The following is a 13,660-nucleotide window of genomic DNA, read 5'->3' on the forward strand; positions in this document are numbered from 1 at the left end:
GTCCTTGAGTTTCTGTATCGGTTAGATGTATTGAAATTCATATGAATTAACAAATGAATACAACAATCCCAATTATGAAAACGTTATAATTGAGTTAAAGAATAAGTTACAGAATTTGAAAGGTTATTATAACGATCATAACTAGTTTTCATAATGGAGGTATATTCATGAAAAAGAAAAGCTGTTGTGTACCAAATAGATCACAGCAACCAAAAAAAACAACTGAAATTAGTGGGATTAAACCAACGGATAATCATTCTTTCCTTGAAAATATGGTAGAGATTAAAGGTGGGGAATTTTTGATGGGAACTCAAGAAAGTGATGGTTTTCCTGAAGATGGAGAAGGCCCTGTCAGACCTGTATCCGTAGGTTCATTTTTAATGGATTCCATCACTGTAACGAATAGACAATTTCAAGATTTCATTGAGGCTACCGGATATCTTACGGATGCAGAACGTTATGGTTGGTCTTTTGTATTTTTTCAATTTTTAAGTCAGGATGTGTTGGAGTCTGCGACAGAGAGAGTAGCCCAAACTCCTTGGTGGATAGTCGTAAAAGGTGCAGATTGGGCGCATCCAGAAGGTCCGAATTCATCTATTGACAATCGCATGTCCCATCCAGTAGTCCATGTGTCATGGAATGATGCAAATGCGTATTGTAAGTGGGCTGGAAAAAGACTACCAACAGAAGCTGAATGGGAAATGGCAGCTAGGGGTGGATTAGAACAAAAGCTATATCCATGGGGAAATGAACTTGTTCCAGATGGGGTTCATATGTGCAATATTTGGCAAGGTACCTTTCCAACGCATAATACATTGGATGATGGATATTTAGGCACTGCACCTGCAAAATCATTCCCAGCTAATTTATATGGACTATTTAATATGGCGGGTAATGTTTGGGAGTGGTGTTCTGATTGGTTTACCAATGTTCCTTCCAACCGCGGTGGAGAAAATAATCCGGTAGGCCCGAATACAGGGACAAGTAAGGTCATACGTGGAGGATCATATCTCTGTCATAAAGGTTATTGTAATCGCTATCGTGTTGCTGCTCGCTCAGCAAACACGCCAGATAGTTCCACTGGAAATATGGGATTTAGATGTGTGAGTAATATGAAATAAAGAAAGAGTGTTTTATATAGGGATAGACACTACTTACCAAACAGTTATGTTAGATAGGCTATTCGGAAGGTCCGGAAACGAAATATTATTGAAGGGTATGATGCTGGAGGTATGAAAGAATAAGGAGTGAATGCATCGAATCAAGCACAATTTAGTGTGAATTTTCATCATAAAAATTATAGAGAACAATGACAATGCCGATTATACTTTACCTAGATGGTAAGGGATATAGGAAGTTGAAAAAATAAAGAACCCGGAGTAAGCTGCTATTCTCCGGGTTCTTTATTTTTTTCTTTTCGATTTTGATTTCTTTCAACATCAACAATGATGGCAGAGGTTGATTTTGAATGTTTTGTTCGATTTAAATCGTATGTTGAAGCTTTTATAAATGACCAAGCTAACAGTATCATAATAAACATGACGGGAAAACCAGCGACAATACTAGCAGTTTGTAGTGTCTCAAGTCCGCCTATAAACATAAGTGTCATCGGTAATATCATTAATGTAAATGCCCAGAATAAACGATGCCATCTTAGAGGTTCACCTTTCGTTACTTGTTTTTGTGCTACTGCAGCTAGAATGTAGGATGCAGAGTCAAATGTTGTAGCTAAGAAGACAATGGCTAGAACCGTAAATACTGGTATCACTAACCAAGCTAATGGTAATTGATCAAGAATAGCAATAATGGCTGCCGGTGCACTATATTCATTAATATAACTAATAACATCAAATGAGCCGGAAAGCTGGAGGTATAAGCCATAGTTACCTAGAACACCAAAGAACAGTACACAACCTAACGTTCCATAGATTAATGTCCCTAAAATCATTTCTTTAATGGTTCGACCTCGAGATATTCTTGCTACAAACAAACCGACAAATGGTGCATAAACTAGCCACCATGCCCAGTAAAAGACGGTCCAGCTTTCAGGGAAATTTGTTCCTTCAATTCCGGGAATGTTAGCTTGTGGTTCTAGCCATGTTGCCATAGAGAAGAAGTTATTAACAATTACACCAAGGCTTGTAAATGTCATTTCACTAATAAAAAGAGTTGGGCCAAATATAAAGACAAAAGCTAGAATGAAAATGGTCAGCCAAAGATTTAAATCACTTAGCCTTTTAATCCCTTTATTAATCCCTGAGAAAGAACTAATTGCAAAAATAGCTGTACATATAATCATGATAATTGCTTGTAAAAATAAAGTAACAGGAATTCCTGTTAAATGATTAATTCCTTCAGCAATCATCGGTGTCCCTAAGGTTAATGTCGTTCCTGCCCCACCTAAAAGACCGAAGATAAATAGTATATCAATGATTACTCCTAGGGGACCGTCCGCATATTTACCAATTACAGGTCTTGAAGCCTCACTGATTTTCAATACAGGTTTTTTTCGAACATAATAGAAATATGCGATAGGTAAAGCTGGTAGTGTGTACAATGCCCAAGCTATTGGCCCCCAGTGGAATATACCATAGGATGCAGCCCAATTAATCGCTTCTTCTGATTTCGGAGTAATTCTAAATGGCGGACCTTGATAATAAAATGCCCACTCAATCATTGCCCAGTACAAAATACTAGAGCCTATACCTGCAGAGAAAAGCATCGCAGCCCAAGAAAAGGTACCAAATTCTTTCTTTACATCTCTTCCACCCAGTTTAATTCTTCCGTTTTTACTGAATGCAACGTATAAGATAAATATCAGAGCTCCCATTCCTAAAATGAGATACAATATACCGAAGTTTCCTGTTACAAAAGTATTTGCAGAATTAATTACTTCTGATCCAGCTTCTGGAAATAGAATTAATGGAATGACAACGGTGAGTAATATAAGTAATGCTCCAATAAATGTTGGCCAATCTATTAAACGTTTGTTCATTATTTACCTCATTTCTATGGCTTCATTATTTTTTTACTGGCAACTAACTTGTGTCCTTCACTAATTAAAAAACATTATTTACGATACCAAAACGCTAATTTTTTAACAAATAGCAAAAATAAGGATAATTACATCTGAGTAGAAAAATGTCTTTATTTGACGAACAATATATTATTATTCCATATTATTTCTTTTAAAAGCTTTTATTTGCTAATCTTTACAAAAAAAGATTGTTTGGATATTCCTTCGAGATTAACAATGAGATGATTTAAGGACAATCCTGTTTTGTTAGGATTAGTTTTGATTAAACTTGTGATTTTTATGAGTCAGAGTAGTATTTTGTTTCAAAATATAAGCAGTGAATTAACTCTGTGCGATAAATTAGAAAATTATCATATGTTAAAACGTTCCATAAACTATAAATTTCCGTTATGCTAGTTAGAGAAGCTAATATCATAACAAATGCTAAATATAATAGGAGGCTTGCAGGATGGAAGAAGTGTTTGAGCGTTTGCTGGAAAAGCAAGAAATAAAACGCACATTAGAGTTCATTCATCAAGATGAAAAACTAACATTAAAGGAGCAAATTCAATTAACGGAAATACCAGCTCCGCCTTTTAAAGAACAAAAGAGGGCTATAAAATTTCAAAAAATGCTAATTCAACATGGGCTTGAACATGTACATATCGATGAAGAAGGAAATGTTTTTGGAATAAGAAAAGGAACAGGTAATGGTCCGAGATTAGTAATTTCTGCACATCTAGATACGGTATTTCCAGAAGGCACGGATACGAGAGTAAGTGAAAAAGAGGGTAAATTCTTTGCTCCGGGAATCGGTGATGATACGAGAGGATTGGCTGAAGTACTTTCAATTGTTAGAGCATTAACCCAAAGTAATATAAATACAATTGGGGATATTATCATTGGAGGTACAGTTGGTGAAGAAGGGGCAGGAGATTTAAGAGGGATAAAAGCCTATTTTAATAAAAATAAAGCGGATGGATATATTTCGATCGACGGACCAAACTTAGAGGCGATTACGTATCTTGGGACAGGAAGTTATCGCTATGAAATTACCTATTCAGGTTCAGGAGGCCATAGTTTTGCAGATTTTGGAACCCCAAGTGCCACGCATGCGCTAGGGAGAGCGATTGCTGAAATATCCAATATTGTAACTACTTCCGACCCGAAAACAACATTCTCTGTTGGCCCGATAACTGGTGGTTCTTCAGTCAATGCAATATCTGAAACCGCATCTATGCAAGTTGATTTAAGATCTAATTCGAAATCAGAACTCGATCGATTAGACGAAAAGTTCCAGGAAATTGTAAAAGAAGCATGTGAAGCTGAAAATCGTCGTTGGGAAAGCAATACATTAACGGTAGATATACATCGATTTGGCAATAGACCACCTGCTCAACAAAGTGAGGATCTTCCGATTGTTTGTGCATTACAAGAAGCAATCATAGCTGTCGGGAAAACACCTGTATTATCTGGACCAAGTAGTACAGATGCTAATTATCCAATGAGTATAGGGATTCCTTCAATTACTTCTGGTACTGGCGGACAGGCTGGAGGAGCACATACATTACAAGAATGGTATGATCCGAAAGATGGCTATCTAGCAGTACAAAAAAATTTCTTACTTATTCTTGGTCTTGTAGGTATTAAAGATGAAATCAAGCCTATTTTAAAACTACTTTCATAATCGGAATGTTTGGTATATAGACGCACTCTATTCACTAAAATTCGTGTTTTTTGCATGTGCTCTGGTTTATAATTCACTACGCACTAATAATTCTTCGATTTCTTTCGTATTTATGATATTTTTAAGTACTGGTGTTCTAAGCAGGCTGGCACCGTTCTTCCATTACAATTAAAATCAAGTTTTCCTGTAATTCAAACATAAAAAATTTAATTTCACTAACTATTCGTTTACCAGATAAAACTTGGCACTCAAGAGATTCACTGAATAAAATAAAATCCGAACTTTAATCTGAAAAATGAGAGACTAAAGTTCGGATATAATTATCTGTGCAACTAACATTCAGAGGGAGAAAACGAAAATCCCCTCTGAACAAAGTTTTACTATATGAATTTAATGAGTGTTATATACTAGCAAATCGAATTGCCCTACTCATAATAGTAGGTACAACAGAAGCATGATTTTCATCTGGAGCGATATATAGTTTACAGTCATAGTTATATTGCTGAAAGAGTTGTTGAAGATGTTTTGCATCCTCTACCATAAATCCTTCTTTTTCGCCGACAAATAGTTGTCTTCGTTGCGCACGATTATTTTGTACATCTAATGTTTTTTCTATATAACTTATCAGTTCATAGTCATTCCACCAAATAGAGGGACTACAAGCTAAATACGTATCAAATAAGCTTGGGGAATGCACACTCGCATACAGCGTAAAGTATCCACCGAGTGAGTGGCCAAACAGTGTTCGTTTTTCTTGGTTTATAAAGAAATGTTTATTCATTTCCGGAAATAATTCGTGATCGATAAATTTCAAAAATTGCTCAGCACCTCCATAGATGTCTGGTATCTTTCCTTTCATTCTATCCGGAAAAACAACTTGATCTGATAATGCGGTAAAATCTCGAAAACGCTTATTCCTTCTATCTTCATCCTGATGAGCGATTCCAATAACAATACTTGGATGCACCCCTGTTTTTGTATGGCGGATATGTTGTAATCGAACAACGTCAGCTGCTAGTTGAAAATGAGAACTTCCATCCAAAACGAAAATTGCTGGAAACCCATTCTCAGGAACAGGACAGTCTGGTGTATATATTTCTAAATTGTAAGTATCATTAGCAAATGAAGAGTAAAGAGAGATTTTATTTTCAATGATGTTAATTTCACTCATTATAAATCTCCTTTTTAATCTGACATTCATAGCCAAAGCAAACAGGACTATTTGTTTGAGGATCTTTAAAAATTCTAGCTTCTATTTGGAAAACTTTTTGTAATACGGAAGGATGTATGATCTCATCTGGACTACCAATTTGAATGATTTCTCCATCCTTCATAGCAATAATGTTGTCAGAAAACCTAGCTGCATGATTGATATCGTGCAATACCATAACTACAGTGCACTGTTTTTCTTGATTTAATTGTTTTACAATTTGTAGCACTTCTAATTGGTGAGCCATATCTAAATAAGTAGTAGGTTCATCAAGTAATAGTATATTTGTTTCCTGTGCTAAGGTCATTGCTAACCATACTCTTTGGCGCTGTCCCCCGGATAATTGTACTATTTCTTCATTACGGTATTCGGTTGTTTTAGTAACTTCCATTGCCCATTCAATCATTAATTGATCCTGTTTTGTTAATGTGTTTTTGTTTTTACGGTGCGGGTAACGACCATATGAAATTAATTCTTCTACTTTTATTGCTCCTGGAGCTGAAGGTGACTGAGATAGTATTGCTAACTTTTTAGCTATCTCTTTAGTAGAAAGGTTCTTCATATTTTGGTCATATAAAAGGATGTCACCAAATTTATGTTTTAAAACTCTGCCAACGGTTTTTAAAAGTGTGGATTTTCCACAACCATTGGGACCAATTATCGTTGTTATTTTGCCTTCTTCAATTTCAAGTGAAAGGTCAGAAATAATCGTTTTCTTACTATACCCAGTAGTTACTTGATCAATTTGAATTGTGTTTTTTGACATAACATATCATCCTTCCTTATTTCGAATGAGAAGATAAAGGAAATAAGGTATCCCAATAATCGAAATAACAATTCCAACTGGTAGTTCAGATGGAGAAAAAATAGTCTTCGCGATAAAATCAGAAAGCACTACCAAAGTAGCTCCAATAAAGGCACTCACTGGTATGACATAGCGATGTTTAATTCCAATAAGCTGTCTTGCAATGTGTGGAGCCATCAAACCAATGAAACCAATACTACCTGATACTGACACACAAGCGCTAATTAATCCCACACTTGAATACAGGAGAAGCCTTTTTTCTTTTTCCGTTTGAATACCAATACTAATCATTTGATCTTCTTGTAATTGGAAATAATCGAGAATAGGAGCTTTTCGATAAATAAAAAAGCCTAATATTATTAACCAAGGTAGGGAAGACCAAATGTAAATCCAATTTGCATTGTAAATACTACCTGTTGTCCATATTGCTGCCATTTCATAGTCTTCTGGTGAGAGCTTTAAAGAGATATACATCGATAGAGCTCCTAAACCACTATTTAAAGCAATACCAGTTAAAATTAATCGTTGCATATCCATCTGCTGGTTTTTAGTAGCAAAGAACAAGATAAATATTGCAGTTATAATTCCTCCTACAAATCCAAATATCGGTAGCAACATGATAGATACCCAGCCATTTAAAGAGAAGGAGGAAAACATGACTTGGAAAAAATACATAAATGAAATAATCCCTACCCCAGCACCTGCATTTATACCAAGAATCCCAGGATCGGCTAATTCATTTTTGGTAATTCCTTGTAAAACAACACCCGCAATTCCAAGGCCAGCCCCAGTAATAATTGCTAGTATAATACGAGGCATTCTGAAATCAAAAATGACTAATTCTTGCATTTCATCATTACCTATTCCAAGGAGTACTTGGATTATTTCCATAATCTTCATGTCGAATTCGCCATTTGTTAAATGGAGATAAGAAGATATTAAAATTAATAGTAATAATACGCTTTGAATTATCAGAAATCTAGTTGTTTGTTTAAGCACTTTTGACACTTCCCTTACTCCAGATTAAGTAGAGGAAAAATGGTACTCCAATAATTGCTGTAACTACCCCAATTGGAGTTTCATAAGGGAAGTTAATTAATCTACTAATAACATCGCATAAAGCTAAAAAGCATCCGCCAATAACCGCTGCACACGGAATGATGTAGCGATAATCAACACCAACTAAAAATCGAGTAATGTGAGGAATAATTAATCCTACAAAACCAATTCTACCTACGAGAGCGACAGAAACACCAGTTAAGATGACAACAGTAAACATCGAAGCAATCTTAACCCATAATGTTTTCTGTCCTAAGCCAATGGCAACTTCTTCACCTAGTGAACTGATCGTAATTCCCTTAGCAAGTGAATAAGCAAGTATAATTCCTATAATTCCCATTGGTGCAGACAATAGAAGTAACTTCGGATCTACTAAATGAATTTTGGAATTATACCATAATGTTATCGTTTGAGATACTTGAAAATGCATTGCGATAGAAGTTGCGACACTTCCTAAGAATGTTCCGATTATTGTTCCGATAATTGCTAGTCTTACAGGTGTTAACCCATCACGGATAATGGATCCAAATCCAAAAACAAGCCCAGCACCAATTGCTGAACCAATCATTGAAATAATTATTAACGAAGCATTAGACATATTTGGTAGAAAGATAATCGCTAATGTAACTAGAAATGCCGATCCGTCATTTACACCCATTATAGACGGAGATGCCAAGTAATTTCTAGTTATACCTTGCATAATAGCACCAGCAACTGCAAGAAATGCTCCAACCAGCAATGCTGCGACGAATCTTGGAATACGAGAATTCCAAATTATTTGATGGTCTACATTACTTTCGTTGAAATGAAATATAGCTTGATAGATGGTCTCTATTGATATATCTTTTGTACCAATGATAACAGAACTAACCATAACTATTACGATAAAAAAAGGAGAGGATGCTAGTATGAATACCGGCATCCATGTGTTTTTATTCTTCATCATTCATTACTCCGAATATAATTCTTTTAATGCTTCAAGAAAATGTACTTTTGACCAAGCAGTACCACCTTGAGCAAGAGGATCAACTGCATTTACGTGAATGCTATCATTTTTTGCAGCAGTAATGCTTTGGAAGATTGGATCCTCCATTAACTCATCTAACGCTTCAGGTGATTCCGCATTTTCTGAAGTTTCGAATTGCAAAAATACTGTGTCTGGATTGATTTCTGCTAATGTCTCCATGGACAATTCAGCTTGTGCCTCTGTACTTTTAATTACTTCGGGTGCTTCAATTCCTAAGTCTTGATAAAGTACTGGATTTAAGTAAACATCTTCCGGGTAAACAAACATAGAGCCACTTCTTACTCGGATAATAAGGACATCTTGATCTGCCATTTCTCCAGATATTTGAGAAGAAAGATCTTTTGCATCTTGCTGATAATCGTCAATAATTGTTTGTGCTTCTTCTTCTTTATTGGTTAATTGTCCTAATAATAGTAGGTTGTCTTTCCAATGTGAAGAGATATGTGAATAAGGGAATGTTGTTTGAATTTTACTTAGTTTTTCAATTACTGGCTCTTGGAATTTAGAAGACCCTAAAATCACATCAGGTTCTAAAGTAGCAATTATTTCATGATTCGGTTCTCTCTTGTCCCCGATTAAAGTAGGATCTTCAAAATCTTCAGCTAAATAATTGGGTACTTGATTAGCTATAGCTAATACACCATTTGGTTGGACACCTAGAATTGCTGCATCTTCCATAGATTCTAAGCTAGCGGTTACAATAGAATCTACTTCCGAAGGTATTTCGTACTCTTTATCTAAATATGTAATAGACTGTGTTTCTGAAGTTTCTTCTTCATTTGTATCAGAAGTATTATCCGTTGCATCAGCATCTTCGTCTTGACCGCATCCGTATAGTACTCCGATTAGCAAAGCTAGTAATAATAACGAATATATCTTTTTCACTGTGTATTCCCCTTTCTGTTAATTAATTACATTATAATTGATAATGATTATCAATTTCAATACGTATTGTAAAAATTATAATATTTTTTAAAATAGAAGAGGCTGACTTATAGATTGAATAATGGTAGAATTTGGTTATGATTATAGGAGATGAATTGCTATATGAATTTTAAAGAGTATATTAGCTACGATGCTATAGGATTAGCCAACTTAATCAAGAACAAAGAAATACATCCAAAAGAGCTAATCAATGTAGCATTTCACAGATTGAAGCAAGTAAATGATGAATTAAATATTATTACTCATAGTCGTGAGGAACGAGTGAAAAAAGAGTCTTTAAATGAGAGAACGATTCCTAATGGCATGTTTCAAGGTGTTCCGATTCTGATGAAGAATATTTCACAGGCTATTGAAGGAGAACCAATGTCATCAGGGTCAAAACTATTAAAAGATGCTACATATAAACACGATAACTATTTTGTTAAGAAATTTAGAGAAGCTGGTTTTTTATTTATGGGCCATACGAATACACCGGAATTTGGCTTGAAAAATATAACTGAACCAGAGTTATACGGAGCGACGCATAATCCATGGAATACATTATACTCACCAGGTGGTTCTAGTGGGGGAGCAGCCGCAGCGATTGCTTCCGGAGTAGTGCCATTAGCGGGGGCAAGTGATGGTGGAGGATCCATACGTATTCCTGCATCATTTACTGGACTGTTTGGATTGAAACCAACTCGTGGACGAACTCCAGTTGGACCTGGTGTAGGTAGACAGTGGCAGGGAGCATCGATCAATTTTGTATTAAGTCGGTCCGTCCGTGATAGTGCAGTGATGTTAGATCAATTGCAGGTTATAGAACCCCACGCTGCATTTCAGACCCCTTTATATGAAGGTAGTTATTTAAATGATATAGAAAAATCACAAGAAAAATCATTAAAAATAGCGTATTCTACTGAATCCCCGGTTGGGACTCCAGTGTCTGAAGATGCAAAAAAAGCAGTGAATAATTTGATTGAGTTATTACGTGACGAAGGATATGATATTGAAGAAGTAAATCATCCTGTAGATGGAAAACAATTGATGAAAGATTATTATATAATGAACAGCGGAGAGATGAATGCAACTATCTTAAGTTTAGAAAATATGCTTAACCGAAAATTAACAGATGATGACATGGAAGTAGAGTCTTGGTTGTTACATAGAGCTGGAAAATCTGTGAGTGCGGCAGCTTATTCACAAAGTTTGTCTTCATGGGATATAGCAGCAGAGAAGATGGCTTATTTTCATCAGACATATGATTTTTATATCACTCCTTCAACAGCTTATTCAGCACCTAAAGTTGGGGAATTGACAATGACGAAGGAGAAAAAGGAATATTACAAAGAATATATTGAAAAGGTATCTAATGTAGAAAAGCAAGATATTATTTATGATATGTTTTTACCGAGTTTAACGTATACCCCATTTACACAACTTGCTAATTTAACGGGGCAGCCTGCTATGTCATTACCGCTCTATTTGACTAAACAAGGCCTACCTTTAGGTGTTCAGGTTATGGCAAATAAAGGAGAAGAACACCGATTATTACGATTCGCTCGTTATTTGGAACAATCTCATTTATGGGTTAATGTGAATGAGAATCCTTATTTTAATATATATTAAGTTAACCTATATTAGTAGCATTTTTCGACAATCTTATGAAAAATGCTACTATTTTTACTTTTATATAATAGGTTTCATTATTATCTGTTCGAATGTATAATGAAAAACATGTCTAAACTCAGGCTTTATTGTCAGAATATTATCGATTTACTAACAAGGAAGGGGCAACATCATGGCAAAAGAAAGAAAAGGGTTTTTTCAACGATTTCTCGATATGATCGAGTTCGTAGGGAATAAATTACCTCACCCTGTTACATTATTTGCAATATTAGCTTTAATTGTTCTTCTTCTTTCTGCTGCATTGCAGCCACTTGATATAAGTGTGGAACATCCAGGACAAGAAGGAGAAGTTGTTGAGATAAACAATTTACTTAATGCTGAAGGAATTAAATATATTTTTGAAAGCATGACAGATAACTTTATTGGATTTGCTCCACTTGGGGTTGTTCTTGTGACGATGCTAGGTATCGGAGTGGCTGAACGAGCAGGCTTAATCAGTGCAATGCTTCGTGGATTTGTATTAGCTATACCAGGACGGTTTGTAACACTAGGTTTAGTATTTGCAGGTATTATGTCTAGTGTAGCATCTGATGCAGGTTATGTTGTATTACCGCCGCTTGGTGCATTGATCTTCGCTGCGCTTGGTCGCCATCCATTAGCTGGTTTAGCAGCAGCGTTTGCAGGTGTATCTGGTGGATTTAGTGCAAACTTTGCATTATCTGGTACCGATGCAATGTTAGGTGAATTAACCATTGCTGGGGCAGCGATAATAGACCCTGCGTATGCAGAGCAAATGAACATCGCGATGAACTGGTGGTTTATTGCAGCTTCTGTTATAGTATTAACATATATAGGTGCTTGGGTAACAGAAAAAATAGTAGAGCCTCGCCTTGGTTCATATAAAGGTGATCAAAAAGAAGATTTAGAAGGTATTACTAGTGTAGAGAAGAAAGGACTTATTTGGTCTGGAATCTCATTTGTAGTTGCTGGTGTACTTGCGCTATTATTAGTACTTCCAGAAAATGCTCCACTTCGTGGCGATGGACCTGGAATGGATGCAATCATTCAATCTCCATTCATGAGTTCATTAGTTCCAATTATTGCATTATTATTCTTAATTCCTGGTTTGACTTATGGTATTGTTACGAAGTCAATTCGAAATGATAAAGATGTAGCTAGTCAAATGACGGATACAATGGCGTCTATGGGGATGTTTATTGTACTTGCATTTACTGCTGGTCAGTTTGTAGCTTATTTCAATGAATCGAATATGGGATTAATTTTAGGTGTTTACGGTGCTGAGTTCCTAGATAGTATTAACTTAAAAGGATTCGCTCTTATCTTGATGTTTATCTTGATTACAGCATTTATCAATTTATTTGTAGGAAGTGCATCTGCGAAATGGGCTATGATGGCACCGGTATTTGTACCAATTATGATGCAATTAGGTTATTCTCCGGAGTTAACACAGATGGCTTATCGTATTGCTGATTCATCGACGAATATCATATCGCCGTTAATGACTTATTTTGCAATCATCATTGCATTTGCTCAAAAATACGATAAGAAGATGGGAATTGGTACGTTAATATCTACAATGTTACCATATTCCATATTCTTCCTTGTTGGTTGGTCAATCATGTTAATAATTTGGATGCTACTTGGATTACCGCTAGGTCCAAATGGTCCATTAACGTATTAAATAGTAAAAACGTAATGCAGAATTCTGCATTACGTTTTTTTATTGGGAAGGTTATCGTTCATAGACAAATCACATAGTATATTTACTCGAGAAGGAGGAGACTTTATCGCCCTTATGCCTTTGGGTAAACTCTTCATCGATTCATTACCTCACTGTGATTCAATTATCTTAGAGAGCAAAATAAAGCGTTTGGGAAAATAACTAAAAGTATTGGTCAAAAGACGGATAATAGCTAGAATAAGCTTCAGAAATATACGGAGACTCCTTGAAAATCAAAAATCGATTTTCTGCGTGCGATGCAATGCTGTCGAGGACTTCCTTGTCCTGTGGGAGTGAGGCTCACCAGCTGCCTCTGGATAAGCGGAGTATATTTCTGAAGCGGGTTTTCAAAACCTATTCATTTGGATTTTCTCCAACTTTTTCCTTTAAGAAACAGGTGGCGCGATCACTATTCTTCTAAGCAAGTCCTCATGAATTCAATCTAGTAAAATATCTAGTTAATTTAGTATAGAAAATTGGAATTATGTTAACACTAGATTTTAAATTATCAAACTATTGCGTTTGATTTCATGTACTTTTCTAGTATAGTTATAGTAGGATA

Annotated in this window: 10 protein-coding genes; 4 read left to right on the plus strand and 6 right to left on the minus strand. The window is 35.7% G+C overall.

The features are described from left to right. Window positions 1–167 precede the first annotated feature (167 nt). Window positions 168–1,121: a formylglycine-generating enzyme family protein gene (locus tag C794_RS03905; protein WP_017795827.1), complete on the plus strand. Its 954-nt coding sequence runs from the start codon at window positions 168–170 to the stop codon at window positions 1,119–1,121. A 266-nt stretch (window positions 1,122–1,387) separates the two neighbouring features. Here C794_RS03905 and C794_RS03910 read toward each other — a convergent pair whose 3' ends face one another. Further along, a complete protein-coding gene (locus C794_RS03910; RefSeq protein WP_017795828.1) occupies window positions 1,388–2,995 on the minus strand; it encodes a BCCT family transporter in 1,608 nt (535 codons plus the stop codon). A gap of 490 nt (window positions 2,996–3,485) precedes the next feature. Between C794_RS03910 and C794_RS03915 the strand changes: the two genes are divergently transcribed. Continuing rightward, window positions 3,486–4,703, plus strand: coding sequence for a M20/M25/M40 family metallo-hydrolase (locus C794_RS03915; RefSeq protein WP_017795829.1), 1,218 nt, complete (start codon window positions 3,486–3,488; stop codon window positions 4,701–4,703). A 400-nt stretch (window positions 4,704–5,103) separates the two neighbouring features. Here the strand turns inward: C794_RS03915 and C794_RS03920 are convergent, their stop codons facing one another. From C794_RS03920 to C794_RS03940, 5 genes are read right to left on the minus strand one after another with little or no spacing between them, the layout of a single operon-like run. Beyond that, window positions 5,104–5,874 (minus strand): alpha/beta hydrolase, encoded by a 771-nt coding sequence (locus C794_RS03920; RefSeq protein WP_017795830.1) that lies wholly within the window; start codon window positions 5,872–5,874, stop codon window positions 5,104–5,106. Next, window positions 5,867–6,679 (minus strand): ABC transporter ATP-binding protein, encoded by an 813-nt coding sequence (locus C794_RS03925; RefSeq protein ID WP_017795831.1) that lies wholly within the window; start codon window positions 6,677–6,679, stop codon window positions 5,867–5,869. The genes C794_RS03920 and C794_RS03925 overlap by 8 nt, the downstream gene beginning before the upstream one ends. 6 nt (window positions 6,680–6,685) lie before the next feature. Next, a complete protein-coding gene (locus C794_RS03930) occupies window positions 6,686–7,717 on the minus strand; it encodes a FecCD family ABC transporter permease (RefSeq protein ID WP_039819746.1) in 1,032 nt (343 codons plus the stop codon). Then, on the minus strand, window positions 7,710–8,720 hold the full coding sequence (locus C794_RS03935; RefSeq protein ID WP_017795833.1) for a FecCD family ABC transporter permease: 1,011 nt from the start codon (window positions 8,718–8,720) through the stop codon (window positions 7,710–7,712). Before C794_RS03935 ends, C794_RS03930 begins: the two co-directional genes overlap by 8 nt. Before the next feature lie 6 nt (window positions 8,721–8,726). Continuing rightward, window positions 8,727–9,689 carry an iron-hydroxamate ABC transporter substrate-binding protein gene (locus C794_RS03940; protein WP_017795834.1) on the minus strand — a complete coding sequence of 321 codons (963 nt, stop codon included), beginning with the start codon at window positions 9,687–9,689 and terminating at the stop codon, window positions 8,727–8,729. A 162-nt stretch (window positions 9,690–9,851) separates the two neighbouring features. Here C794_RS03940 and C794_RS03945 point away from each other — a divergent pair, with 162 nt between their 5' ends. Together C794_RS03945 and C794_RS03950 are read left to right on the plus strand one after the other, a co-directional pair. Continuing rightward, window positions 9,852–11,357 (plus strand): amidase family protein, encoded by a 1,506-nt coding sequence (locus C794_RS03945; protein ID WP_017795835.1) that lies wholly within the window; start codon window positions 9,852–9,854, stop codon window positions 11,355–11,357. Between the two features lie 172 nt (window positions 11,358–11,529). Then, window positions 11,530–13,059, plus strand: coding sequence for an AbgT family transporter (locus tag C794_RS03950; RefSeq protein WP_017795836.1), 1,530 nt, complete (start codon window positions 11,530–11,532; stop codon window positions 13,057–13,059). Window positions 13,060–13,660: the final 601 nt, after the last annotated feature.

The organism is Oceanobacillus kimchii X50 (assembly GCF_000340475.1).
In the GTDB taxonomy this organism is placed as follows: Bacteria; Bacillota; Bacilli; order Bacillales; family Amphibacillaceae; genus Oceanobacillus; species Oceanobacillus kimchii.

Bases quoted from the DNA above. Each gene is read 5' to 3' on its own strand.
- C794_RS03905 (WP_017795827.1), top strand. From the start codon at position 168: ATGAAAAAGAAAAGCTGTTGTGTACCAAATAGATCACAGCAACCAAAA.
- C794_RS03945 (WP_017795835.1), top strand. From the start codon at position 9,852: ATGAATTTTAAAGAGTATATTAGCTACGATGCTATAGGATTAGCCAAC.
- C794_RS03950 (WP_017795836.1), top strand. From the start codon at position 11,530: ATGGCAAAAGAAAGAAAAGGGTTTTTTCAACGATTTCTCGATATGATC.
- C794_RS03920 (WP_017795830.1), bottom strand. From the start codon at position 5,874: ATGAGTGAAATTAACATCATTGAAAATAAAATCTCTCTTTACTCTTCA.
- C794_RS03915 (WP_017795829.1), top strand. From the start codon at position 3,486: ATGGAAGAAGTGTTTGAGCGTTTGCTGGAAAAGCAAGAAATAAAACGC.
- C794_RS03910 (WP_017795828.1), bottom strand. From the start codon at position 2,995: ATGAACAAACGTTTAATAGATTGGCCAACATTTATTGGAGCATTACTT.
- C794_RS03935 (WP_017795833.1), bottom strand. From the start codon at position 8,720: ATGAAGAATAAAAACACATGGATGCCGGTATTCATACTAGCATCCTCT.
- C794_RS03925 (WP_017795831.1), bottom strand. From the start codon at position 6,679: ATGTCAAAAAACACAATTCAAATTGATCAAGTAACTACTGGGTATAGT.